Annotated in this window: 20 protein-coding genes and 1 riboswitch; of the genes, 4 read left to right on the top strand and 16 right to left on the bottom strand. The window is 70.3% G+C overall.

Going from position 1 to position 25,492, the window contains the following annotated elements; translation table 11 throughout:
* Positions 1-52 precede the first annotated feature (52 nt).
* Complete coding sequence (locus J7I98_RS06820; protein ID WP_214919655.1) at positions 53-820, top strand: ABC transporter ATP-binding protein; 768 nt, start codon at positions 53-55, stop codon at positions 818-820.
* Positions 821-880: 60 nt separating this feature from the next.
* Positions 881-3,424 carry an ABC transporter permease gene (locus tag J7I98_RS06815; protein WP_214919654.1) on the top strand — a complete coding sequence of 848 codons (2,544 nt, stop codon included), beginning with the start codon at positions 881-883 and terminating at the stop codon, positions 3,422-3,424.
* An 81-nt stretch (positions 3,425-3,505) separates the two neighbouring features.
* On the opposite strand, the gene J7I98_RS06810 is transcribed toward J7I98_RS06815, so the two are convergent.
* The 13 genes from J7I98_RS06810 to J7I98_RS06750 all read right to left on the bottom strand — a co-directional run bounded on the left by J7I98_RS06810 (position 3,506) and on the right by J7I98_RS06750 (position 17,185).
* Positions 3,506-4,819: a cyclopropane-fatty-acyl-phospholipid synthase family protein gene (locus J7I98_RS06810; protein WP_214919653.1), complete on the bottom strand. Its 1,314-nt coding sequence runs from the start codon at positions 4,817-4,819 to the stop codon at positions 3,506-3,508.
* A gap of 184 nt (positions 4,820-5,003) precedes the next feature.
* A complete protein-coding gene (locus tag J7I98_RS06805; protein WP_214919652.1) occupies positions 5,004-6,398 on the bottom strand; it encodes an NAD(P)/FAD-dependent oxidoreductase in 1,395 nt (464 codons plus the stop codon).
* A 346-nt stretch (positions 6,399-6,744) separates the two neighbouring features.
* A complete protein-coding gene (locus tag J7I98_RS06800) occupies positions 6,745-7,686 on the bottom strand; it encodes a Ppx/GppA phosphatase family protein (RefSeq protein ID WP_214919651.1) in 942 nt (313 codons plus the stop codon).
* A complete protein-coding gene (locus J7I98_RS06795) occupies positions 7,683-8,228 on the bottom strand; it encodes a DUF501 domain-containing protein (protein WP_214919650.1) in 546 nt (181 codons plus the stop codon). The genes J7I98_RS06800 and J7I98_RS06795 overlap by 4 nt, the downstream gene beginning before the upstream one ends.
* A gap of 69 nt (positions 8,229-8,297) precedes the next feature.
* Complete coding sequence (locus tag J7I98_RS06790) at positions 8,298-8,777, bottom strand: septum formation initiator family protein (protein WP_214919649.1); 480 nt, start codon at positions 8,775-8,777, stop codon at positions 8,298-8,300.
* 114 nt (positions 8,778-8,891) lie between these two features.
* Positions 8,892-10,178, bottom strand: coding sequence for a phosphopyruvate hydratase (eno, locus tag J7I98_RS06785; RefSeq protein WP_214919648.1), 1,287 nt, complete (start codon positions 10,176-10,178; stop codon positions 8,892-8,894).
* 247 nt (positions 10,179-10,425) lie between these two features.
* Positions 10,426-11,112 carry a transglycosylase family protein gene (locus tag J7I98_RS06780; protein ID WP_214919647.1) on the bottom strand — a complete coding sequence of 229 codons (687 nt, stop codon included), beginning with the start codon at positions 11,110-11,112 and terminating at the stop codon, positions 10,426-10,428.
* Positions 11,113-11,115: 3 nt separating this feature from the next.
* Positions 11,116-11,297, bottom strand: a riboswitch (cyclic di-AMP (ydaO/yuaA leader).
* 269 nt (positions 11,298-11,566) lie between these two features.
* Positions 11,567-12,541, bottom strand: coding sequence for a transglycosylase family protein (locus J7I98_RS06775; protein WP_214919646.1), 975 nt, complete (start codon positions 12,539-12,541; stop codon positions 11,567-11,569).
* Between the two features lie 113 nt (positions 12,542-12,654).
* Positions 12,655-13,908 (bottom strand): cytochrome P450, encoded by a 1,254-nt coding sequence (locus J7I98_RS06770; RefSeq protein ID WP_214919645.1) that lies wholly within the window; start codon positions 13,906-13,908, stop codon positions 12,655-12,657.
* A gap of 116 nt (positions 13,909-14,024) precedes the next feature.
* Complete coding sequence (locus J7I98_RS06765) at positions 14,025-15,014, bottom strand: nucleoside triphosphate pyrophosphohydrolase (RefSeq protein WP_214919644.1); 990 nt, start codon at positions 15,012-15,014, stop codon at positions 14,025-14,027.
* A 34-nt stretch (positions 15,015-15,048) separates the two neighbouring features.
* Positions 15,049-15,696 (bottom strand): SurA N-terminal domain-containing protein, encoded by a 648-nt coding sequence (locus J7I98_RS06760; RefSeq protein WP_214919643.1) that lies wholly within the window; start codon positions 15,694-15,696, stop codon positions 15,049-15,051.
* A gap of 71 nt (positions 15,697-15,767) precedes the next feature.
* Positions 15,768-16,217, bottom strand: a complete 450-nt coding sequence (locus J7I98_RS06755; protein ID WP_214919642.1) for a GtrA family protein — start codon at positions 16,215-16,217, stop codon at positions 15,768-15,770.
* On the bottom strand, positions 16,214-17,185 hold the full coding sequence (locus J7I98_RS06750) for a glycosyltransferase family 2 protein (protein ID WP_214919641.1): 972 nt from the start codon (positions 17,183-17,185) through the stop codon (positions 16,214-16,216). Before J7I98_RS06750 ends, J7I98_RS06755 begins: the two co-directional genes overlap by 4 nt.
* Before the next feature lie 211 nt (positions 17,186-17,396).
* On the opposite strand from J7I98_RS06750, the gene J7I98_RS06745 reads away from it, so the two are divergent.
* Positions 17,397-19,898 (top strand): YfhO family protein, encoded by a 2,502-nt coding sequence (locus J7I98_RS06745; RefSeq protein ID WP_214919640.1) that lies wholly within the window; start codon positions 17,397-17,399, stop codon positions 19,896-19,898.
* A gap of 63 nt (positions 19,899-19,961) precedes the next feature.
* Positions 19,962-20,864 carry a class I SAM-dependent methyltransferase gene (locus J7I98_RS06740; protein ID WP_214919639.1) on the top strand — a complete coding sequence of 301 codons (903 nt, stop codon included), beginning with the start codon at positions 19,962-19,964 and terminating at the stop codon, positions 20,862-20,864.
* Between the two features lie 119 nt (positions 20,865-20,983).
* On the opposite strand, the gene J7I98_RS06735 is transcribed toward J7I98_RS06740, so the two are convergent.
* From J7I98_RS06735 to J7I98_RS06725, 3 genes are all read right to left on the bottom strand, one after another.
* Positions 20,984-22,531: a serine/threonine-protein kinase gene (locus J7I98_RS06735; protein ID WP_214919638.1), complete on the bottom strand. Its 1,548-nt coding sequence runs from the start codon at positions 22,529-22,531 to the stop codon at positions 20,984-20,986.
* Complete coding sequence (locus J7I98_RS06730) at positions 22,528-23,118, bottom strand: hypothetical protein (RefSeq protein WP_214919637.1); 591 nt, start codon at positions 23,116-23,118, stop codon at positions 22,528-22,530. Before J7I98_RS06730 ends, J7I98_RS06735 begins: the two co-directional genes overlap by 4 nt.
* Before the next feature lie 184 nt (positions 23,119-23,302).
* Positions 23,303-25,369 carry an N-6 DNA methylase gene (locus tag J7I98_RS06725; protein WP_214919636.1) on the bottom strand — a complete coding sequence of 689 codons (2,067 nt, stop codon included), beginning with the start codon at positions 25,367-25,369 and terminating at the stop codon, positions 23,303-23,305.
* Between the last annotated feature and the right edge of the window lie 123 nt (positions 25,370-25,492).

Genomic DNA, 25,492 nt, shown 5'->3' with positions numbered 1-25,492 from the left:
GGACGGGACGATGAATCCGTTCCCGTAAACGTCCGCGACAGGAGTCCCACTCGTGACCACCACCACCGCTCACCGCGCCACCGCGGTGGCAGCACGCGCCACGGAGCTTTCCAAGGTCTACGGACAGGGCGAGACCCAGGTGGTCGCCCTGGACCGGGTCACCGTGGACTTCCGGCAGGGTGAGTTCACCGCGATCATGGGCCCGTCGGGATCCGGCAAGTCGACGCTGATGCACTGCGTCGCGGGCCTCGACTCGTTCAGCTCCGGCTCCGTACGGATCGGCGAGACCGAGCTGGGCACCCTGAAGGACAAGCAGCTCACGCAGCTGCGCCGGGACAAGATCGGCTTCATCTTCCAGGCGTTCAACCTGCTGCCGACGCTCACCGCCGCCGAGAACATCACGCTGCCGATGGACATAGCGGGCCGTAAGCCCGACAAGCAGTGGCTGGAGCAGGTCATCGGCATGGTCGGCCTCTCCGACCGGCTGAGCCACCGGCCCACCGAGCTCTCCGGCGGCCAGCAGCAGCGTGTCGCCGTGGCCCGCGCACTGGCGAGCCGCCCCGAGATCGTCTTCGGTGACGAGCCGACCGGAAACCTGGACTCGCGCTCCGGCGCCGAGGTGCTCGGATTCCTGCGGAACTCCGTGCGGGAACTGGGCCAGACCGTGGTCATGGTGACGCACGACCCGGTGGCGGCCTCGTACGCGGACCGCGTGATCTTCCTCGCCGACGGCCGGATCGTCGACGAGATGCTGAACCCGACCGCGGACGGCGTACTCGACCGGATGAAGGAGTTCGACTCCAAGGGCCGCACCAGCTGATCATCCCGGCCCGCAGCCCGCCCGGCCTCCCGGCCGCCCCACCCCAGGACTGACAGAAACATGTTCCGTACCGCCCTGCGCAATGTGCTCGCGCACAAGGCCCGACTGCTGATGACCGTGCTCGCGGTCATGCTCGGCGTGGCCTTCGTGTCCGGCACTCTCGTCTTCTCCGACACCATCGGCAACGCCTACAAGAACAAGTCGGCGAAGAGCTTCGACCATGTGTCGGTCGCCATCCAGCCCGACCGCTCCTCCGAGCCCTCCGGCGAGGCAGGCCAGGGAGCCAAGCAGCAACCCCTGCTGACCGACGCCCTGCTGAAGAAGGCTCAGGACCTTCCCGGCGCCTCCTCCGTCATCGGCGACATGTCCGGTTTCACGGCGCTCGCCGACAAGAACGGCAAGCTCGTAGGCCAGAACTGGGGCACCACGGGCGCCAACTTCTACCCCGGCGCCGACGGCAAGGACTCCCGTTACGACTTCACCGCCGGGCACGCACCGCGCAAGGCCGGTGAGATCGCGCTCGACAGCCGCACCGCCGGGCGCACCGGCTACAAGGTCGGCGACACCGCCCGGCTGTCCACCGACGGACCGGTGACGGAGCAGCGGGTCAGCGGCATCTTCGACACCTCCAACGGCAACGTGGTGGCCGGCGGCAGCCTGGTGCTGTTCGACAACGACACCGCGCGCAAGATGCTCGGCAAGACCGAGTACGACCAGATCGACATCAAGGCGGCCGCCGGCACCTCCCAGGCCGCCCTCAAGAGCGCGGCCGAGAAGATCCTTCCGAAGGACACCCTGGCCGTCACCGGTGACACGCTCGCCGACGACCAGGACCGGATGATCGCCGAGCAGACCAGCGCGCTGAGCCAGACGCTGCTCTACTTCGCCGCCATCTCGCTCTTCGTCGGCATCTTCATCATCGCCAACACCTTCACGATGCTGGTCGCCCAGCGCACCAAGGAACTGGCGCTGATGCGCGCCATCGGCGCCTCCCGCCGCCAGGTGACGCGTTCCGTACTGACCGAGGCGTTCCTCGTCGGCCTCATCGCCGCGGTGACCGGTTTCGCCCTGGGCATCGGCGTGGCGGTCGGCCTGCGGTCCCTGGTCAACTCCATCGGCGCCTCGCTGCCGGAAGGCCCCCTGGTCATCGCCCCGATGACCGGCGTCGTCGCGCTCGTCATCGGTGTGGTCGTCACCATGCTCGCCGCGTGGCTGCCGGGCCGCCGCGCCGCGAAGATCCCGCCGGTCGCCGCGATGAACAGCGTGCACGCCACCCCGACCGTGCGCGGTCTGGTCGTACGCAACACCATCGGGTCGGTCATCGCCGCCCTCGGTCTCGGCGCCCTCTTCATGGGCGTCTCCGCCGGCAAGGACGGCATGCCGTACATGGCGCTGGGCGCCGGGCTGATGCTCATCGGCGTCATCGTGCTCACGCCGCTGCTCTCCCGCCCGTTCATCGCCGCCGCCACTCCGCTCCTGAAGCCGTTCGGAGTCACCGGCAAGCTGGCCCGGCAGAACTCGCTGCGCAATCCGCGCCGTACAGCCTCCACCGCTGCCGCGCTGATGATCGGCCTCACCCTCATCACGGCGATGACGGTGATCGCGACCTCCATGCAGACCGCGATCAACAAGATGGCGGCGGACTCCCTGAAGTCCGACTACACCGTCTCCATGGCCAACTACCAGCCGCTGTCGCCCGAGGTGAACAAGAAGCTGGCGGCCCTCCCCGACGTCGAGGCGAGCAGCCCGATGCGCGTCGCCTACGGAGAGGCCGACGGTACGTTCACGAGGATCGCCGGCGTCGACCAGAAGCACATCGGCGAGCTGCTGAACCTCGACTTCACCAGCGGCTCGCTGGACGGCCTGACCGGCAACTCGACGATCATGGATCACGACACCGCCGACCGGAAGGGCCTGAAGGCGGGCGACACCACCTCGGTGAAGTTCGACGACGGCAAGACGGCCGAGCTGAAGGTCACCGGCGTCTACCGCGAGAACGACATGCTCAACGGGCTCTTCACGCCGACCGCCGTGGTCGACCCGCACCTGGAGAAGACCGCCGACGAGCAGGTCCTGCTCAAGATGAAGAACGGTCCCTCCGACCGGGCCGAGGACTCCATCGTCAAGGCTCTCGGCGAGAACCCCGCCATCAAGATCCAGGACAAGCAGGACATCAGCGACGAGGTCGGCGGCGCCATCAACCTCATTCTCAACATGATGTACGGCCTGCTGGCGATGGCCGTCCTGATCGCGGTGCTCGGTGTCATCAACACGCTGGCCATGTCGGTGTTCGAGCGCAAGCACGAGATCGGGATGCTGCGGGCGATCGGCCTCGACCGGTCGAAGGTCAAGCAGATGGTGCGACTGGAGTCGGTCATCATCTCGCTGTTCGGCGCGGCGCTCGGCATCGGCCTCGGGATCTTCCTGGGCTGGGCCGCGGGCAGTGGCATCAGCGAGTCGGTGAAGACGTACGTCATGGAAATCCCGTTCGCCCGGATCGGGGTCTTCCTCGCCATCGCCGCCCTCGTGGGTGTGCTCGCCGCCATGTGGCCGGCGCGCAGCGCGGCGCGGCTGAACCCGCTGGCGGCGATCAAGGCGGAGTAGCCGACGGAGTGGAGCGGTACGCAGACGGCGAAGGGCCGGCCCACGGGGGGTCGGCCCTTCGCCGTCTGTTCGCCGGGTGTATCAACGACCCCCGGAATTCCTCCAGTCACGCGATCGCAACGGCATGCCGGACGTGCCGCCCTCCCCCGACCGCACGGCGAGCACCTGGTTGACGCCGATCTTGTTGTGCTCGAAGGAGAGCGCGGAGGCCGCCATGTAGAGCTGCCAGACGCGGGCCCGCCCCTGCGAGGTCGCCCGTACCGCCGCCGCCCAGTTGTCCTCCAGGTTGGAGACCCACTGGCGCAGTGTCAGGGCGTAGTGCTCGCGGAGCGACTCGACGTCGCGCACCTCGAAGCCGGCCTCCTCCAGCGTGGCGACGGTACGGCCGACCGGGGCGAGCTCCCCGTCGGGGAAGACGTACGCGTCGATGAACTCGTCGACGTGGTACGCCTCTTCGTCCGGTTCGGGGCGGCGGGCGATCTGGTGGTTGAGCAGCCGGCCGCCCGGCTTGAGCAGCGAGAACAGCGTGCCGGCGTACTCCCGGTAGAGCGCCGAGCCGACGTGCTCGGCCATGCCGATCGACGAGATCGCGTCGTACGGACCGTCCCTGACGTCCCGGTAGTCCTGCACCCGGATCTCGATGCGGTCGGTCAGGCCCTCCTCGGCGATGCGCTTGCGGGCGAACGCCGCCTGCTCGGTGGAGAGCGTGACACCGGTGACCTGGGCGCCGTACTCGCGCGCCGCGTGGATGGCCATGGAGCCCCAGCCGCACCCGACGTCGAGCAGCCGGACGCCCTCCCTGAGGCCGAGCTTGCGGCTGATCAGGTCGAGCTTGCCGCGCTGGGCCTCTTCGAGTGTCAGCCCCTCAACGGAATCGTCGAAGTACGCGCACGAGTAGACCATCGACGGGCCGAGCACCAGGGCATAGAAGTCGTTGCCCACGTCGTAGTGGTGGCTGATCGCTTCCTTGTCGCGGCGCCTGGTGTGCAGCGGGCCGCTGCGCCGTCTGACCTCTTCGCGGGGCGGGGGAGGCGGCGGCCACAGGCCCACCAGGCCGACCATGCCGCAGGCGGCGGCGCGCAGGCGGGGGTCGCGTACGGGATGGATGGGGGACTTGGTCTCGGCGCCGCGGTCCCAGAGCAGCCCGGCGATGTGGTCCAGGGCCTCGTACAGGTCGCCCCGTACCGAGATCTCGCCCGCCACCCAGGCCCGGGCGAGGCCGAGTTCGCCGGGCTTCCAGAGCAGGCGGCGCAGGGCACGGCGGTGGTGGATGACGAGGGTCGGCGCGTCGGGCGGGCCGGACTCGCTGCCGTCCCAGGCCCGGATGCGGACCGGTAGTGGTTGCCCGAGGAGTTCCTCGGCAAGCGTGGTCAGCCGCAGGGCGGCGTCGGCCATGGTGCACACCTCCGTGACAGTGGAGCCCGGATGCCTTGGCGACATTCATTCCACATAACACCGGGCGCCACCCCGCAACATCCCGGTACCGGGTACCGGGTACCCGGAAGTGCGGGAACGCCGAAGGGGCCGCCCGCACCACGGATGGCGGGCGGCCCCCTCGGGCTGCGACGTACTGGCTGTACTAGGAGGCCTTGGCCTTCTCGCCACCGGCGGGCGCGGCAGCCTTGGCGGCCGGAGCCGGCGCCGGCTTGGCGGCCTCGTAGAACTCCTCGCGGGGAGTCTCCATGGCGCCGAGCGAGACGACCTCGCGCTTGAGGAACATCGCGAGGGTCCAGTCGGCGAGGACGCGGATCTTGCGGTTCCAGGTCGGGACGGCCATGCCGTGGTAGCCACGGTGCATGTACCAGGCGAGACGGCCCTTGAGCTTGATCTTCACCTTGCCCATGACGATCATCGCGACGCCCTTGTGCAGGCCGAGACCGGCGACCGCACCCTTGTTGGCGTGGCTGTACTCCTTCTGGGGGAAGCCCCTCATGCCGGAGATCACGTTGTCGCCGAGGACCTTCGCCTGACGGAGCGCGTGCTGGGCGTTCGGCGGGCACCAGGCGTTCTCGACGCCGGCCGCGCGGGCGGCCATGTCCGGGACCTGGGCGTTGTCGCCCGCGGCCCAGATGTAGTCGCTGCCCTGCACCTGGAGGGTGGCGGCGGTGTCCACGTGGCCGCGGGGGCCGAGCGGCAGGCCGTAGCGGGCCAGCGCCGGGTTCGGCTTCACACCGGCGGTCCACACGATGGTGTTGGAGTCGACTTCGAGGCCGTTGTTGAGCACCACGTGACCGTCGACGCAGGAGTCCATGCCGGTCTTGAGGTAGACCTCGACGCCGCGGCTCTCCAGGTGCTCCTTGCCGTACGCGCCGAGCTTCGGCCCGACCTCGGGAAGGATCTTGTCGGCCACGTCGACGAGCAGGAAGCGCATGTCTTCGCGCTTGACGCTCGTGTAGTACTTCGCGGCGTCGCGGGCCATGTCCTCGACCTCGCCGATGGTCTCCGCACCCGCGAAGCCACCGCCGACGAAGACGAAGGTGAGCGCCTTGCGGCGGACGTCCTCGTCGGTCGTGGAGTCGGCCTTGTCCAGCTGCTCAAGAACGTGGTTGCGCAGGCCGATGGCCTCCTCGACGCCCTTCATACCGATGCCCTGTTCGGCCAGGCCGGGGATCGGGAAGGTGCGGGAGACCGCGCCGAGCGCGATGACCAGGTAGTCGAAGGGCAGCTCGTAGGCCTCGCCGACGAGCGGCGCAACCGTGGCGACCTTGCGGTCCTGATCGATGGTCGTGACCCGACCGGTGAGCACCTCGGCCTTGGGCAGGACGCGTCGCAGCGGTACGACGACGTGCCTCGGCGAGATGCTGCCGGCGGCAGCTTCGGGGAGGAAGGGCTGGTACGTCATGTACGAGCGCGGGTCGACGACCGTGACGGTCGCTTCCGCATAACGCATCTTCTTGAGAATGCGTCGTGCTGCGTACAGGCCTACGTACCCACCGCCTACTACGAGGATCCTGGGACGCTCCGTGGTGCTCATGCCATCGAGTATCCACCCCATCGAAGGGGGTGGCTCGTGAGCCCCTTCACAAGCTCCTTGGGGCCCTCTGCTACACTCCGCCGCCCACGTGACACAGGTCATGGCGCGGCGGGGGAACCAGGGTGTAGGGCGGCACGTTGAAAACCCCCCGTGAGCTGGCCCCTCGGCCTATATCCGGGGCTGGACCACTGCCCCGGGCCACCCGGACGTGACGCGTCCGGAACGGTCCGAAATGGGACCGCAGGGCGCGAGTTGGGCCCCCGACCGCCCCGCAGGGGGCAGATCGGGGGCCCAGAGACCCCAATTCCTTGTGAAGAACTTCACGAAGTTCGTCGGCGGGTGCCTCTCAGGCGATGGACCAGCCGATTCCATCAAGAATGTCGTGCTCGCTGACGAGGACCTCCGAGGCCCCGGTCCGCTCCATGATCTCCAGCAGTACGAGCGCTCCGGCCGCGATGACATCCACCCGGCCGGGGTGCATGACGGGGATCGCGGCCCGCTCTGCGTGCGTCGAGATGAGCAGCTCGCCGGTGATCCGCTTGACCGACTCGTACGTGACACGCGAGTGGTGGATCAGCGCCGAGTCGTACGCGTGGAGCCCCAGCGCGATGGCGCCCACGGTCGTCACCGAACCCGCGAGCCCGACCAGGGTGTGCGCCTCGCGGAGCGGCACCGTCTCCTCCGCGAGGTCGAGCGCGGCGCGGATGTCGGCTCGTATGGCGGTGATCTGGCCGAGGGTGGGCGGGTCGGAGACGACCCCGTCCCGCATGAGGTGGCGCTCGGTCATCCGTACGCAGCCGATGTCGACGGAGCGGGCGGCCCGTACGTGGTCGTCGCCCACGACGAACTCCGTGGAGCCGCCGCCGATGTCCACCACCAGGTAGGGCCTGGGCAGGTCGGCGCGGCCCGCGAGCTCCTTGGTGGCGCCGGTGAAGGAGAACTCGGCCTCCTGGTCACCGGTGATCACCTCGGGCTCGACGCCGAGGATGTCGACGACGCCGCGGACGAATTCCTCGCGGTTCTCGGCGTCGCGCGATGCGGAGGTCGCCACGAAGCGGATCTTCTCGGCGCCGTGCGCCTTGATGACATCGGCGTACTGGTGGCAGGCGGCGAAGGTACGCTCCAGCGCTTCCGGGGCGAGGCGGCCGGTGCGGTCGACGTCCTGGCCGAGGCGCACGATCTCCATGCGCCGGTCGAGATCGACGATCTCGCCCGTCCCGGGGTCGGCGTCGGCAACGAGCAGCCGGATGGAGTTCGTACCGCAGTCGATGGCGGCAACACGGGTCACTTGTCGTCCTCCTGGCCAGTCTTGTCGGCGCACGGCGTCACGCACGGGCCCTTCGCCCACCACTCGGGCAGCAGCGCGAGCGCTTCGTCGCCGAACGGGTTCACCCCGGGCCCGGCCGCCAGCGAGTGGCCGACCAGGACGTGCAGGCACTTCACGCGGTCCGGCATGCCGCCCGCGCTCGGGAAGCCCTGGAGCACCTCGATCGCGTCGCGGCGCTGGATGTAGTCCTCGTGGGCCGCGCGGTAGGCGGCGGCCAGCTCCGGGTCGTCGGCGAGCCGGTCCTGCATCTCCTTCATCAGGCCCGAGCCCTCAAGGGTGCCGATGGCGCCGGCCGCACGGGGGCAGGTGAGGTAGTAGAGCGTCGGGAACGGCGTGCCGTCCTCCAGACGCGGGGCCGTCTCGACCACGTCAGGCTGTCCGCACGGGCAGCGGTGCGCGATGGCGCGCAGGCCGCGCGGCGGGCGGCCCAGCTGCAGCTTGAACGCGGCGATGTCCACCTCGGTGGGCTCGGTGCGCGGGGTGGTCGGGGGTGCGGCGTCCATGCGTGCGTTCGTGCCTTCGTGTTGTGTTGGCTTACTGATTACCACGTACTGATTACTGCTTGCTGATTACTACTGCTGGTCCGGGCGGTCGGCGTTGTCGACGCCGTCCCAGAGGTTGGAGTACCAGGGACGGTCCGCGGCGCCCTGGTCGTCGCGGCGCTTGTCGCGCGCGTCCGGGTCGAAGACCGTGAAGCCCGTCTCGCCGGGGCGTACGAGATGGAGGTGCTCACGGGCCAGGCGCTCGATGTACGCGTCGTCCTTGAGCCGGGCCTTCTCGTCGCGCAGCTGCTCGACCCGGGCGCCGGCCTCCTGCATCTTCCGCTGCTCGTCGGCGATCTCGCCGCGCTGCGACACGTACTGACGCATCGGATAGGCGAGCGCCACGATGAGCGAGCAGAGCACCAGGACGAGCAGCGCCGCCCGGCCGGTGAGCCGGGAGCGGCGGGCCTGACGGCGGGTCTGGGAACGGTAGACGCGGGCGGCGGTCTGCTCACCGAGCAGCCGCAGCCTGGTCGCAGTGGAGAACCGGTCCCGGTTCTTCGCGGCCATGTCTCCCGCCTCCCCTTATACGCGCGTACGTCCCCGCACACGGTACGGGACCGTGGGCGGGGACGTAGGGAGGCTGGGGTCTTCAGCCCTTGCTGTGCTTAACCCTTGCCGCGCTTATCCCTTGAAGCGGGGGAACGCGCTGCGGCCCGCGTACACCGCCGCGTCGTCGAGGATCTCCTCGATGCGCAGCAGCTGGTTGTACTTGGCGACGCGCTCGGAGCGGGCCGGGGCGCCGGTCTTGATCTGACCGCAGTTGGTGGCGACGGCGAGGTCGGCGATGGTGACGTCCTCGGTCTCACCGGAGCGGTGCGACATCATGCACTTGAAGCCGTTGCGCTGGGCCAGCTCGACGGCGTCCAGGGTCTCGGTCAGCGAACCGATCTGGTTGACCTTCACGAGCAGCGAGTTGGCGGCGCCTTCCTCGATGCCGCGCGCCAGGCGCTCCGGGTTGGTGACGAAGAGGTCGTCGCCGACGATCTGGACCTTGGTGCCCAGCTTGTCGGTGAGGACCTTCCAGCCGGCCCAGTCGTCCTCGAAGAGCGGGTCCTCGATGGAGACGAGCGGGTACGCCGCCACGAGCTCCTCGTAGTACTCCGTCATCTCGGCGGCCGAGCGGGACTTGCCCTCGAACTCGTACGCGCCGTCCTTGTAGAACTCGGACGCGGCGACGTCGAGCGCGAGCGCGATCTGCTCGCCCGGGATGTAACCGGCCTGCTGGATGGCCTCGAGGATGAGGTCGAGCGCGGCGCGGTTGGAGTCCAGGTTCGGGGCGAAGCCGCCCTCGTCGCCGAGGCCGGTGGACAGGCCCTTGGTCTTCAGGACGGACTTGAGGGTGTGGTAGACCTCCGTGCCCCAGCGCAGGGCCTCGGAGAACGACTCGGCGCCGATCGGCGCGATCATGAACTCCTGGATGTCGACGTTGGAGTCGGCGTGCGACCCACCGTTGAGGATGTTCATCATCGGAACGGGCAGCAGGTGCGCGTTCGGGCCGCCGAGGTAGCGGAAGAGCGGCAGGTCGGACGCCTCGGAGGCGGCGTGCGCGACGGCAAGGGAGACGCCGAGGATGGCGTTGGCGCCGAGGGAGGCCTTGTTCTCGGTGGCGTCCAGGTCGAACATCGCCTGGTCGATCAGGCGCTGCTCGGTGGCGTCGTAGCCGACGAGCTCCGGGCCGATCTGCTCGATGACGGCGAGGACGGCCTTCTCGACACCCTTGCCCTGATAGCGGTCGGGGTCACCGTCGCGGAGCTCAATGGCCTCGAACGCTCCGGTGGAGGCACCGGACGGAACAGCAGCACGACCGGTGCTGCCGTCGTCGAGGCCGACCTCGACCTCGACCGTGGGGTTGCCTCGGGAGTCCAGGATTTCCCGGGCTACGACGACGTCGATGGACGGCACGAGCATCTCCTTCTGGGATGTGACGCTAGGGGTGCAGGGTCGCATTGGCCTTGCGGCAAGAGCCTATCCGGCTCGGGAGCATCGGTCGGCCGATGGCCCGCCCCCTGGGACGAGAAGGCGCCCGAATACCCGCAAGACGGTACGAAACTCCTGGCCGGAAGTCGCGACGTACTGGGCAGTAACGACAAAACCCCGGCCCGGCGCGTACGGGGGAAGACGCGCCGGGCCGGGGAGCTCTGTGGGGTTGTCAGGCTCAGCCGAGGTGCAGCTGCTGGCCCGGGAAGATCACGTCGGCGTCGCTGATGATGTCCTGGTTCAGCTCGAAGATCTTCTTCCAGCCGCCCTCGACGTCCTCCGCCTCGGCGATCTTGCCGAGGGTGTCGCCGGACTTCACCTTGTACTCGCCGTCGCCCTTCTTGACGGCCTTGCGGCCCTCGTCGCGGGAGGCCGCCCGGGTGTCGCCGGAGCTGCGCTCGGCCTTGGGCTCGGCCTGGGCCGCCTTGGGCTGGGCCGCCTTGGGCTGGGCCGCCTTGGGCTGGGCCTGCTCGGCGGAGCCGCCGTCGTACGCGGCGCCGGACAGGCCCACGCCGCAGTTCGGCCACGCGCCCTTGCCCTGGCCGGCCAGGACCTTCTCGGCTATCTCGATCTGCTGCGCCTTGGAGGCCTGGTCGGCGGTGCCGGCGTACGCGGTGCCGCCGTACGCGGCCCAGGTGGAGGCCGAGAACTGCAGGCCGCCGTGGTAGCCGTTGCCGGTGTTGATGGACCAGTTGCCGCCGGACTCGCACTGCGCGACCTTGTCCCACTCCGCGGCGGTGGCGGCCGAGGCGGACGTGGCGCCCATCAGCGGGGCGGCGACGGCGACACCGGTGATGCCGGCGAACGCGGCGAACCGGACGGCCTTGGACGGGCGACGGTGCTTGGCCTTGCTGGAAAACAGCATGCGACATCTCCTCACCGACGCCTACGAGGTGAGCTGTCGGGTTCGGGCCATGTGAGTTGCCCGGCCGCGCGACCTGGTGCGATCTGTCGCGCGGCTTCACCCCAAGCCGGTTCCGGTGCGTCTTTCGACGGCCGGGCCCGGCACTTACCTGGGTCCCCCGCTCCTGCCTACGGCGCTTTACGCGTCAGCTACTCCCCCGACCGACGGCAGGATTCGGCGTGACGGTCGACGGGGCCCGCGGTGGCGAGCGGTTCGACCGTAAACACATGACTCCCCGATGTTCAAAGACGCACATCGGGGAGAAATCGCCCCTACTTGCCTTCGCATAACCGGCATTCACGCAGGTCAGAGGCGAAACGGGTGGAGTGTCCGGACCGACCGCGCCAGTTGAGGCAAAGAGACCCTTGTCTCACTGGCTCCAATGGGGACATAGCGGCCCGAACTCCCCCTGTTTTCAGCTCAGATCAAGGCTCTGGCCAGGAAGGATGAGGTCCGCGTCGGACCCGATGGCCTTCTCGTTGGCCTCGTAGAGCGCGGGCCAGCCGCCGGGGACGTCGTGCGCGTCGGCGATGGACCAGAGGTTGTCACCGGTTCGCACGGTGTACTCACCTTCGCCCGCATTGCCTGCCTTGTCGGCATTAGTCGCGTTGGCCGCGTCGCGCGGCGATCCGTCACCTCGGGAGGCGTGGCGGCCCGATTCATACTTGTTGCCTGAATTGCCCGCTGCGGCGTCGGTGCGGTTCTCCTCGCGGGCTTCTTCGCCGCGGTGCTTGCCCGAGGGGGCGCTCTTCTCGGGGGCGGGCGGAGTGGTCTCGCCCGCGGGGGTGGCGTCGGAGGGCTTGGCGGGCTCGGAGGCGTCCGACCCGGCAGGCTCCTCGCTCTCTTCAACCTTGTCGGCCTTGTCGGCCTCGTCGGCCTTCTTCGTCTTGGCGGCTCCGGAGTCGGAGCCCACGATGTCCTCAAGGGACTCGGACCCTTCCGAAGCGTCCGGACTGTCCGAAGTCTCCGACGGCGCCGGCTCGGCGGTCGCGCCGTCGCCCGGCGGGGTGTCGTCACCCTCCACCAGGCCGGAGATGGTCGCGCAGCTGGGCCACGCCTTCGGCCCCTGGTCGGCCAGGACCTTCTCCGCTATCTGGATCTGCTGGGAGCGGCTGGCGAGGTCGGCGCGCGGTGCGTACGCCGTACCACCGTTGCTCTCCCAGGTCTCCTGCGAGAACTGCAGTCCGCCGTAGTAGCCGTTGCCGAGGTCGGCACTCCACATGCCTCCGCTCTCGCACTCGGCGACCCGGTCCCAGGTCGTGGTCTCGGCAGCGTTCGCGCCGGTCGCGCCGAGGAGCGGGATGGCGATGGCCGAGCCGGCGACGCCTGCCGCGACGACGAGAGCTGGAGCCTGACGCGGGCGTCGGTGTCGACCGTTCCCGGAGCGCATGCGGTTGCCTTTCGAGTGACGGCTGAAGTTGACGGTGAACGTAGCCGTACTCGAACGCTTGTCACAAGTCGATGCAGCAGAGATCACGTGAAGGTCTCATACTTGACGCACCGTCAACTCTTCCCGGTTCCGAACTCCACAGGAAGCGTGCGCAGTCCGCGCATAATGAGGCCCCCACGCCACCGCAAATCGTCAGGTTCCACCGCAAGTCGCAGGTCGGGAAGGCGCCGAAGCAGCGTCGAGATCGCCGTCTGCCCTTCCAGCCGGGCCAGCGGCGCGCCGAGGCAGTAATGGATGCCGTGCCCGTACCCCAGGTGCGGATTGTCGCGGCGCGAGAGGTCGAGCGTGTCCGGATCACGGAAGCGCTCGGGGTCGCGGTCGGCGGCGGCGAGTACGACGAGTACGGGGTCGCCGGCCGCGATGTCCTGGCCGCCGAGGGTCAGCGACTCGGTGGCGTACCGCCACGTCGCGAGCTCCACCGGCCCGTCGTAGCGCAGGAGTTCCTCGACTCCGGTGGCGAGCAGCTGCGTATCGCCCTCGGCGAGTGCGCGCTGGAGCCGCTCGCGCTGCTCCGGATTGCGCAGGAGCGCGTACACGCCGTTTCCGATCAGGTTGACCGTCGTCTCGAAGCCGGCGAAGAGGAGAATGAAGGCCATCGCGGCGGCTTCGTTCTCGGTGAGGTGCTCGCCGTGGTCGCTGGCGCGGATGAGGCCCGAGATGAGGTCGTCGCCCGGTTCTTCCCTTTTACGGTGGATGAGTTCGGCGAGGTAGTTGCGCATCTTCTTCACCGAACGGGCAACGCCACCGCGCGGACCGCCGCCGTGCCGGATCATCATCCCGGCCCAGTCGCGGAAGTCGTCCTGGTCCTCGCGCGGTACGCCGAGAAGGTCGCAAATGGCATAGATGGGGAGCGGGAAGGCGAACTCGTGGATGAGGTCGGCGTTCCCCTTCTGCACGAAGCCGTCGATCAGCTGATCCGTCAGCTCTTGCACGCGCGGCGCGAACTCGGCGACCGTGCGTGGCGTGAACGCCTTCGACACCAGCCGCCGCAGCCGGGTGTGGTCCGGCGGGTCGATGTTCAGCAGATGCGTCATGAGCTCGGCCTTGCGTTCACCCGGAATGCCCGTCTTGCGCTTGGCGTGCGCGGACCCGGTGTGGTGAGCCGGATCCTTGGAAAGCCGCTGATCGGCCAGCGCCTGCCGGGCATCCCCGTACCGCGTCACCAGCCATGCGTCGACCCCGCTGGGCAGTGTGGTCCGGTGCACGGGCGAGTGCTCGCGCAGCCAGGCGTACGCGGGGTAGGGGTCGGTGGCGAACTCCCAGGTGAAGAGCGCGGGGGTGGGGGCGGAGGCGTGCTGGTCGGGCATGCGTCGACAGTAGCTGCGGGCGGTGCCCGCCGCGCTGGGCCGTCCCCTCCCCTGCCCCTTCCCGCTGTGACCTTTTGCGGCTGCCGCCGTAAGGGGCTCCGCCCTGGACCCCGCGCCTACCGCCGCCCCGCCGCCTCCGTTGCGAGGATCGCGTCGCGGTATGTCCGGCCCGCTGCGCGCAGTGCCGCTTCCGGGTCCACGCCGGCCGCCTCCGCCTGTACCGCCAGGGCCAGAAGGTCGTAGCCGATTCCTTCGCCCGTCGGGAGTGGGACTTCCAGGCCTGCCGTTCGTACGCGGGAGGCCAGCTTTGCCGCCAGGGCCAGGCCCGGCTGGCCCAGGGGGACGCCGTCGGTCAGTGAGTCGCGCTGCTTTTCGGCCGCCTTCGTGCGGAGCCAGTGCTCCTTGACCTCCTCCGGCGTCTCGGCGGTCTCGTCGCCGAAGACGTGCGGGTGGCGGTGGATCAGCTTCTCGACGATCGTGCCGGCTACGTCGTCGATCGAGAACGGCTCGTCCTCGTCCTCCTGCGCGATGCGCGCGTGGAAGACGACCTGGAGGAGTACGTCGCCGAGCTCCTCGCGGAGTTCGTCGCGGTCGCCGTCCTCGATGGCCTCGACGAGTTCGTACGCCTCCTCGATGCCGTACTTCGCGAGGCCCTTGTGGGTCTGCTGCGACGACCACGGGCATTCGAGGCGGATGCGGTCCATGACCTGGACCAGGTCGAGCAGGCGTGCGCCCGGCAGGTCGTACGAGCCGGGGAGCAGCTCCAGGTCGGGCATCTGGACGCGACCGGACCCGGCCAGCCTGGCGAGGCCGTCGGTCAGGGCCTTGTCGCCCTCGCCGGAGGGGATGACGACGACCGTGCAGTCGCCCTCGCACGCGTCGAGCAGCTCCTGCGCGGTCGGGGCCGCGTGCTCGACGGTGATGCCCGCCTCGCGCAGGTACGGCAGCTGCGGGTGGCCCGCGTCGGCGCACAGCACCTGGTCGGCGGCCCGCAGCGTCTGCCAGGCGGGCCAGGACAGCAGGCCGGGCGCGACGCGGTGGCTGGCGGTGAGGAGGACGATGCGGCCGGGGGCGGCGGGTGCGGGTGCGGAGGCTTCGCTGGTCACCTCTCGAACGTACCTCGCCCCTGTGACAACGCCGCTACACGCCCTCGGGGGCGGCCGCCTCCTTGGTGACCTGGGTGATCCACGGCGCCTTGTAGTCGCCGAGCTGCATCTTCTCGTCGTCCCAGGTGCCGTAGCGCGGGTTCACATTGATGCGCAGTGCCTTCGACGCCGCGATGAACGCCTCGTTCACCTTCTTCTGGCCGGCGGGGGTGTTCGTCGCGCCGATCGCCGCCGCGAGCTTGCCGACCAGGACGTCCCTGCGGATGGCGTTGTCGATCTGGTCCGGGGCGATGCCGCGCTGCTGGAGATACATCGCGGCGAGCTGCTCCTCGCCGCCCGCCTGCCGCACCGCGTCCGCCTTCGCGGTCTGGATCTCCTTGCGGCTCGCGCTCGCACCGGCGTCATCGGCGGCCCGCTGCACGATCCGGTCGACGATCAGGTCGTAGAGCTTGGCGCGGCCGAGCTGCCCGGTCGAGCCGACCAGCTGGGCGGCCTGCGGGGAGGACTGCTGGGCCTGGCGTACGTCCTTGACCTGCTCCTGGAGGGCGGCCACGTCGATACGACCGCCGCCCACGACGGCCGCCGCTCCTGGATGCGCCTCATTGCCGCAGGCGGCGAGGAACGGTGCCGCGACGAGGAGCGCGGCGGAGACGGAGAGCGCGGTGCGACGGCGGCGGTGCAAAGGGTGCCTCCCGGCGGTGATCGTGCGGCATAGCAACGAAAGTGCGACGAACGACCTTGCGGTGATCGATGTTAGGCAGTCGGAGTGGTCCGGGCCACTGATTCGCCCAACGATTCGTTCGCGTTCGGGGATGCGCTGTCCCGGGAGTCCCTGGAGGGACCGCCGAGCATGATCGTGCGGGAGACCACGAAAGTGATCGGGATCGCGGCGGACGCGGCGATCAGGGGGGCGTACGTGCTGGTGAAGTGCAGGACGTCCACCAGGAGGTAGACGCCGCTCGTGGTGATCACGAAGTTGGCGGCGTTGGTGAGCGGGAAGAGCAGGAACTTCCGCCAGGTGGGGCGCGTGTTGTAGGTGAAGCGGCAGTTGAGGAAGAAGGAGCCGGTCATGCTGACGGCGAAGGCCAGGACGTGCGCGGCGACGTACGGCAGCCAGGGCAGGAGCAGCAGGTAGCAGGCGTAGTACGTGCCGGTGTTCACCACGCCCACGAGGGCGAACCTGACCAGCTGACGGCGGATCATCGGCGGACGAGCTCCCTGCCCTGCCGCTGCTGGGTCGCGGCGGCCGCTGTCTCCACATTCGTCGCCTGCACCAGGAAGTGCGGGCGCCTTTTCACCTCGTAATAGATGCGGCCGACGTATTCGCCCACGACGCCGATCATCATCATCTGTACTCCGGCGAGCGCGGTGAGGGCGACGAGCAGCGTCACATATCCCGGGGTTTCCACTCCGTTCACGACGGCGTCACCGACAATCCACGCCGAATACGCCATTGCGACGGCGAGCAGCAGCAGGCCGAGATAGAGCGCGGCCCGCAGCGGCTTGTCATTGAATGAGAGAAGGCCGTCGAGCCCGTAGTTGAGCAGCTTCGAGAAGCTCCATTTCGTGCTGCCCTCCTCGCGGACGGCATTCTCGCACTCGAAGGTGACCTTGGAGAATCCGACCCAGGCGAACAGGCCTTTGGAGAAGCGGTTGTACTCGGTGAGTTCGAGTACGGCGTCGACGCTGCGGCGCGACAGCATGCGGAAGTCGCCGACGCCGTCGACGAGCTCGACGTCGACCAGGCGGTTGATGAGCCGGTAGTACGCACGGGCGGCAAGCGTACGCGTGACTCTGTCGCCCTTCCTGGTGCGCCGGGCAATGACCTGGTCGAAGCCCTGCTCGTGCAGTGCCACCATGCGGTGGACCAGCTCCGGCGGGTGCTGGAGGTCGGCGTCCATGATGACGACGGCGTCGCCGGACGCGTTGCGCAGGCCTGCCAGCATCGCCGCCTCCTTGCCGAAGTTCCGGCTGAAGGAGACATAGCGTGTACGCGGACCCGATTCCGCGATCTCCTGGAGGATCGCGAGCGTACGGTCGCTGCTTCCGTCGTCGACATAGACCAGTTCGACGGGGTGGCCGAGGCTGCCGAGCTCCTCGGCCACGCGCTGGTGGAAGCGGCCGATGATCTCCTCTTCGTTGAAGCACGGCACAACAATTGAGATGAGCACGGCTCTCCCCGGTGGGCACTCGGTTGAGGCAGGCGGTCAGCGAAGAACAGCCCCCGGATATGACGGAGGTCGACGCTCCACGTGACGCTGGGGCATCCAATAAGTGAACTCGCCAGATTATGACCGCTTTTAGCCGGAGCCAGTGCCATTGACATCTCTTTTGCCTTCACATGCTGGCTTATTCGGTATGACACACAGTAGAACGATCATTATGTCGACTACGGATTCGGTCAGAGGCCGCGCCATGGCGCTCTCCGCGCTGATCACCGCCGTGGCCGTGTGCGCGGGTGACGCCCTCGCCCGTAGCCACCCCTTCGGCCCGCGCACCCGCAGCGTGAACGACCTCGGCAACCAGTTCGTGCCGTACCACGCCCGTCTGTGGGACCTTCTGCACGGGCGGGCGGACGGCGGGGTGCTGGTCAACTGGCAGTCCGGGTACGGCACGAGCTTCCTGCCCGACATCGGCACGTACGTCAGCAGTCCCTTCGCACTGCTCGTCGGACTCTTCCCGCGCGACGAGATCGACCTCGCTGTGTACGTCGTCACGGTGCTCAAGATGGCCGCGGCCGCCGCCGCCATGACACTCCTGCTGCTCGCCCTGCGCGAAGGCGGCAGCCGGTGGTGGGCCGCGGCGGTGCTCGGGTCCTCGTACGCGCTGTGCGGATGGGCGGTCACCGAGGCCGTCTACAACCCGATGTGGATGGACGGCCTGATCGCCTTCCCGCTGCTGTGCCTGGTGGGCGAGTGGGCGCGTACGGGCAGCCATCGCGTCCTGGGTCCGGTGGTCGTGGCCGTCGCATGGACCGCGAACTTCTACACGGCGTACATGGCGACCCTCGGGGCCGGTCTCGTTCTGCTGCTCCGGCTGCTGACCGAGGAGCCTGTCGTACGGGCACGGGTTCGGGCGCTGCTGCGTGCCGCCCTCACCACGCTGCTCGGCATCGGTCTCGCGGCCCCCGTCCTGGCCGTCGTCTTCCTCGGGGCGAAGCACGCCTACCCCGGCTGGACGAAGGACTTCGCGCCCGCCGGGTGGGGCGATGTGTTCGCCCGCGCTCTCCCGGCGACGTACAGCTTCTTCACGCCTGCCGTCTTCGTCGGCACCGGCGCGCTGTTGCTCGCCTGCACGCTGCTGTTCAACCGGGCGGCGCGGCGGCGCGAGCGGGTCGGCTGGACCCTGCTGGCCGTCGCGGTTGCGTTGTCGATGCAGTGGGGGCCGACGCATCTGGTGTGGCACGTCTTCGCGACGCCCAACGGCAGCCCCTACCGGCAGACGTTCGTCCTCAGCGGGATCCTGGTGATCGCGGCCTGGCTTTCGGTCTCGTACGGCTGGCCGGGGCGGCGCGCGCTGCTCGGCGGGACGGCCGTGGTCGTGCTCATGGCCCTGGGCGCGGTGACAAGCCCCCGGATCACCGCCTGGACGTACCCGCTCTTCGCGGCCGGGGTGGCAGCGGCGGTGGGCGGGGTGGTGCTGGCCCGGCGGGGCCGGGTGCTCGGCGTGGCCGCCGCACTGCTGCTGATCTGCGCGCAGGTCGGGCAGGCCGCCGTGACCACCGCTCACGCCGACCGGCAGCGCCTCAACAGGCTCGACGACTACGCGCCGTGGGGCGCGCGGCAGGAGGCGCAGGCCGACGCGGTGGCAGAAGCGGACGGGTGGCCGGCCTTCCGTACGGAACCGGGGCGTGAACAGACCACGGCCAACGACCCGCTGACCGTCGGCGGCCAGGGCGCGTCGTACTACAGCAGCCACACCCCCGACGTCCTCACCCGCACGCTGGCCGCGCTCGGCACCGGCTGGACGTCCAACGGCCGGTCCGTACAGGGCGTCGACAGTCCCGTGACGGACGCCCTGTTCTCCGTCGGCGCTCGCGTGCACATGCCGCGCGATCAGCACCAGCGCTGGGCGCGGCCGGACGACCGCAAGGTGACGGTCACGCGGGCCGCCGTGCCGCAGCTGGTCACTGTGCGCCCACCCGCTACGGAGCCGCGCTTCGGCGTCTCGCCCTTCCGTAACCAGGAGAAGCTGCTGGGCGCGTCCGTCTATACGCTCCCGGCCACAGCACTGCGGTCGCCGGGGACGCTGACCGCCACCTGTCCGGCCGGCAGCGAAGTCTTCCTCTGGGCACCCGATTTCTTCGGTACAGCACGCCTCCAAGGCGGCGGTACAGAGGCCGACATACGCGGCGGGCTCCCCGCGCGGCGTGCGGCCGTGCAGCCGCTGGGCACCGTACCGGCCGACGGCCGCGTCTCGATCGCCCTCAAGGGAGGCCCGACAACCGGGCTCCCCCGCCTGAGCGTCGGCTGCCTGGACCGGGACCGGCTGGCCGACGCCGTGGACGGCCTCAGGGCGGGCGGCGCGACCGCTGTGCACGTCACGGACAGCGGCGTACGGGCGGTCGTCCCGCCGGGCACGAGGGGAACGGCCGTCTTCGCCATGCCCCGCATCGCGGGCTGGAGCTGCGCCACCGACGGCGGAAAGGCCCGCCCCGCCGGCTCCTACCTGGGCCTGGTCGCCGTCCCCCTGGAGGGTGACGGCCGGGCAGTCACCCTTGTGTGTGAATTCAGCCCGCCGGGCCTTCGCATCGGCGTGCTCGTGGGCGGTCTTTCGCTGCTCCTGCTCCTGATGGTGGCCGCCGTTCCACGGTTTCAGGACCGCCGCAGGAGCGCCATGAAGACTTCACCCCAGGACCATCGGCCCGTGGCCCACGCGGCATGAGCCCAGGCATACGGTCGGGCACCTGCCCCCCACCCACAGGACCGAAGCCAGAGGCGAATCCGCATGCCATCTCTGCTGAGCAACCGGCTGACGAAGTGGGCCCTGCGCCCTGTCGCCGCGCTCGTCGACCAGCGCATCCAACGCAGCACCGCCGGACTCCGCAAGGAAGTCACCGAGCTCCGGCGCAGGCAGCACGGCATCAGCATGCTGCTCGACCGCACCGGGCGCGGCCAGCACCGCATGCCGACACCCGACCAGATCAGCACGCTCGTGAGCGAGGTCGGGGCCGCGACGGACGAGAGTGAGCGCGCCCGCCGCAATGTCACCGTCGCCTACCGCAATGTGGTCGCCATCGAGGCGCTCGGCGTGGGCCGCATGGCAGGTGGCACGTCCAATGTGTGCGGCAAGCTCGCCACCATCCCGCTGCTGGCGCCGCGCAACGGCAACGATCTCGAAGTCCTCGAAATCGGCACGCTGCACGGCCTGTTCGCGGCCGCCCTGATGCGCATGCTGCACCGCACGGGCATCGAGGCGACGCTGACGATCGTGGACCCGCTGGCCGGCTCCCAGCTCCAGCCGGGCACATCGGACTACGAGGAGCCGACGGGCACTCCCGTCCGCGAGGACGTCGTACGGGCCAACCTGGCGCTCGGCGGCGGCCGTCCGGGCGTCGAGGCGCGCATCAGGCAGGGCTTCTCCGGCGATCCCGACGTACGGGCGGAGATCTCCGACCGGAAGTACGGCGTGATCGTGGTGGACGGGGACCACTCATTCGAGGGCGTGCGCGCCGACCTGGAGTGGGTCGAGCTGATCGCCGCGCAGGGCGGAATCGTGGTCCTCGACGACTACGGCGACGGGCGCTGGCCCGGGGTGAAGGACGCCCTGGACAAGCACCTGGCGGGCGGCGACAGCCGGCTCCAGATGGTGGGCCGGGTGGCCACGTCCGCGTTCCTGCGGGCGCGCTGACCACCCGGCACCTGTATCGGGCGCCGCTGCCGCCCTGTATCGGGCGCCGCTACGGGCAGCCCGTATCAGGCGCCCCGTATCAGGCGCCCCGCACCAGGCGGCGTGTCAGGCGGCCCGTGTCAGGCGCCCCGCATCCGCTGGTGCCGGTCGAGGGCGCGGCGCACCTCGGCCGGCAGCGGGTGGTACGCCCCGTACGCGCGCTCGGCGTCGTACAGCAGGCCCTGCAACTGGCCGTGCGCCGCGGCATGGTCGCCCATCGCGAGCAGCAGGTTCGCTATGCGGTGCCGGATGTCGAAGGCGCGGGCGGTGGCGTCGGCCGTGGCGGACGAGGCGGCTGCCCCCTGCCCGTACTGGTTCTCGTAGTACGGGAGCAGGCCGCGGTACTCGGCGAGCGCCGCGGCCGGTTCGCCGAGCTGCTCCAGGCACTGCGCCGCGTCGTAACGGAACTGGAGCGCCTGCGGGTCGGCCAGGCCGGACTCGGCCGCACGGTCGTCGGCGAGGCGGCGCAGCTCGGGCAGGGCGCGGCGGTACTGCCCGTCGTCCAGCAGCGTCGCCGCGTACTGCTTGCGCAGGATGCGGACGACCGGGGAGCGCTCGCCGTGCTGCGCGGCGGCCGCGGGGAGGATGCCACCGAGGATGTCGACGGCCTGGGTGATGCGCCCTTCGCCGAGGAGTTGCTTGACCTCGTCGACGGCGCTCGCGACGTCCGGCTGCGCGGCGGCGGGCGTCGTCGGCTGGGCGACGGGCGGGGTGGCGGCGCGGTCGGGCCAGGGGGCGTGCGGGCGCAGGAAGGGGCGGGTCGGGTCGAGCGGGCCCGACGGCACACCGCCGTGCGCCGGCAGCAGCGGGACCAGAGCCTCGTAGACCTCCTGGGCCGAGGACGGGCGGTGCTGGGGGTCCTTGGCGAGCAGCCGCAGGACGAGCGCTTCGAGCGGCTCGGGGATGTCCTGGCGGAGCTGGCGCACCGGGAGGGGCGGCTCGTACAGGTGGCGGTGGAGGACGCCCAGGACGGTGGATCCGGCGAAGGGGACATTGCCGCTGAGGAGTTCGTGCAGGAGGACGCCGAGTGCGTAGAGGTCGGTGTACGGGCCGACCGCGCCGCCCATCGCCTGCTCGGGCGCCATGTAGGCGGGGCTTCCGATGGGCGAACCGGTGTGGGTGAGGCGGGTGGTGTCGGTGTCGAGTACGGAGGCGACGCCGAGGTCGAGGACGGTGACGGTGCCGTCGGGCTTGACCATGACGTTCCGCGGCTTGAGGTCGCGGTGGACGATCGGCACGGCGTGTACGGCGGAGAGCACGGCGCAGAGCTGAGCGGCCACGGAGACGGCCCACGGCCAGGGGTACGGGTCGTGCTCGGCGAGGTGGTCCGCGAGGTCGGCGCCCTTGACGTACTGCATGACGAGGTAGAGGTCGTCGTCGTCGCTGCCCGCGTCGTGGACGGTGACGAGACCGGGGTGGTCGACCTGGGCGGTGACGCGGCACTCGCGCACGAAGCGGCGGCGCATGTCCTCTGCGGCGGTGGCGGCGGCCATGCGGTCGGGGCGCAGCAGTTTCACGGCCACGCGGCGGTCGAGGCGCTGGTCGTACGCGTTCCAGACCTGGCCCATGCCGCCCTGCCCGATGACGGTGGCCAGCTCGTAACGCCCGGCGATGATCCGTCCGTTCACCGGTCCTGGTCACCCCGCTGGTCCTTGCGCAGGAGGTCGCTCAGTTCGTCGAGCTCGGCGCGGACCTGGTCCATGCGGTGGGGCGGTTGCTGCTGTGGGGGCTGAGGCTGCTGCACCGGGGCCGGATTGGTCGCCGGGGTGTTGGCATACGGGTTCGGGTAGCCGTAGTGCGGCGGGGCGGCCGCCGGGGCGGCCGCCGGGGCGGCGTACGGCCCGTAGGGGGCGCGCGGGGCGAGGGGCGTGTACGGGGCGGCCGTGGCCCGGAGCCGTGCGTAGTACCGGATGTCGAACGTCAGGAAATACCCGGCGCTCGCGGCTCCGAGGAGCAGGATGCAGGCCAGTGCGATGTCGGTCCTGGCGTCGCCCTCGGGCAGCGTGCCGACGACGGCGAAGCCCGCGATCGCGACCGGCAGGCTCAGCCAGGCGACGGCCCAGTCGAACCATCGCCCGCGCAGGATGGCGATACGGAACAGCGGCACGCACGCGAGCAAGCCGCAGCTGAATACGGCGCCGACCGCGAACAGCACACGCATGGTGATGACGACGCCGTCGCTACGAACGGGCGGCGCGCTGCCGGAGCCGTGCATGGCTGCTCCTGAAAAGCCGGTGGGACCCGCACATGGGGACGTGCACGGGGACAACGCGCGTCGTGGGGGTACGCGCTTCGAGCGTATACACCGACACCGACAACGGTCTCCGGGTTGTACGGATCCGGTGTGGCGCACCTCACCCCGGGCTCACCCTCCCTCCCCGGGCCCCTCGTTCCCCGGCTTATTCCGGTCGTACGGTCCCGTCCGTCAGCCCGTCGTAAAGCCCCTGCACCAGCTGCTCGCCGAGCCGCCCGGCCAAGCGCAGGGCGTCCTCGAAGGCGGCGAGGGTGCGGAAGCGTTCGCCGTAGAGCCGCTGGTCTTCGAGGGGCAGCCGGGGCAGCTGGAGGCGGCGTACATCGAGCCGGGTCGAGGTGGAGGCATAGCTGCTGGCCTGCCGGTTGTTGGCGGTGCCGCGCAGGAACCCGGCGAGGAACCAGGGGTCCAGGGCCTCCGGGTCCGGCCTGAGCAGCTGGAGGCTGCGGCCGAGGGCGGCGCCCGCCGTCGCCTCGTCGACGACACGGACGACGGCGCCGCCGCCCAGTACGGGCACGACGATGTCGCCCGCCTCGACGAGTACGGGGTCTTCCGCCGGTCCTTCGGGGAGAGTGCCGGAGGGTGCGCTTCCGGTGAGGACGTCCTGTTCGGTGAGGACGGTTTCTCCCGATGCGGCTCCCGCGCCGCCCGCGCGCAGGACCAGTGCCCCGGCCCTGGCGAGTTCGCCGACGGTGGTGGCGGGCCAGCGGACGGGCTGCGTGGACTCGACGGTGGAGGGCGTGAGTTCGGTGGTCATCCGCAGCGTGTCGGCCAGCTGCTCCCGTACGTCGGCGAGTTCGGCGGCGCCGCCGCCCGCGGCGGGGGGCGGGAGGTGGCGGGCGGGGGCGAGGTCGACGTCGTCGTCGAGGAGCTCGATGACGGACACGGCGCGGCTGACACCGGGGCGCTCCTCGACCGTGCCCCGGCGGTCGAAGACCTGCCAGGTGTCGAGGACGGCGGTGTGCAGGGCCTGCCAGTCGAGCTTGTCGCGGCCGGCGGCGGAGAGGTCGGCGGTGTCCACGAGGAGGAGTTCGTGGGCGGGCCGGCCGTCGGCGGCGGGCTTGCGCAGCACCCACAGGTGGAGCGGGATGCCGTACGGGGGCGCGGCGCCGGCCGGCAGGGCGACGACGGCGCGCAGGGCGCCCCGGCGGAGCAGGTCGGCGCGGATGCGGCGGCCTGAGCGGCGGGAGGCGGCGGCGGGGGGCATCAACAGGACGGCTGTGCCGCCGTCGCGCAGCCGGGCGAGTGCGTGCTGGACCCAGGCGAGTTCGGACTCCGTACGGGCCGGGAAGCCGTACTCCCAGCGTGGGTCGTACGCCAGCTCGTCGTGGCCCCAGTTGCGTTCGTTGAACGGCGGGTGGCAGAGGACGGCGTCGGCGGCGAGGTGCGGGAAGGCGTCGGCGCGCAGCGAGTCGTCGGCGGCGATGCGTACTTCGGCGGCGCCGTTCTCGGCGTGCAGGGCGAGCCGCAGGGCGGTGAGGGCGGCCAGGTCGGGGTCGGCCTCCTGACCGTGCAGGGCGGTGGCCGCGGGGCCTTCCGGGGCGGCAGGGGGCTGCGACGCGACGGCGCGGAGCAGGGTGCCGGTGCCGCAGGCCGGGTCCAGAACGCTGCGGGGGCTGCCGACGAGGGCGGCCATCAGGGCGGCGGGGCCCGGCGGGGTCAGCGTGTACTGGCGCGGGTTGGCGTCGAGGTGACGGCCGAGCAGGAACTCGTACGTCTGGCGCGCGCCGCCCATCCCGGCTGCGAGTTCGGCGGTCGCGCGCAGCAGGGGGACGGACGGGGTCAGCTCGGGGGTGCCCGGGGTGGGTACGGCGCGGTGTGCGCCGAAGCGCGGGGTGAGGATCTCCTCCAGGGCGGGCGGGAGCAGGTGTGCGAGCTTCTCGTCGGAGACGGCGGCCAGTTGGAGCCAGGCGGTGGGCCTGTCGCGTACGAGGAGGAGCACGCAGCCCGTGTGGATCAGGGCGGGGACGGCACCTGCCGGGTGGCCGGCGAGCTGCTGCCAGACGCGCTCGCGCAGCGGGACCTCGGCAATCTTTCCCTGGTCGCGCAGCCACTGCTCGACCTCGGAGAGGGCGAACGAGGGACTCGTCTCGGTGCCGCCGACCGGTCTGGGGAAGTCGGGGTGGCGACGGCGCCAGTTGCTGACGGCGGCGCGTCCGACCCCCGCGAGCCGGGCGATTCCGGCGGCGGTCACCTCTGCTGCGTTGTCCGACACCGGCCGGCTCCCCTCGTACACCTGCGCCTGCTTGTGCATCGAGCATACCCATGGATACAAGACAGCCCCCTTCACGGCGTGAACGGCAAGTAATCCGTGAATCGTGTTGACTCGGTTCACAAG

It is taken from the genome of Streptomyces sp. ISL-98 (assembly GCF_018614055.1).
In the GTDB taxonomy this organism is placed as follows: Bacteria; Actinomycetota; Actinomycetes; order Streptomycetales; family Streptomycetaceae; genus Streptomyces; species Streptomyces spiramyceticus.
The sequence above is the reverse complement of the archived record's forward strand: the minus strand, read 5'-3'. Positions and strand labels throughout refer to the sequence as shown.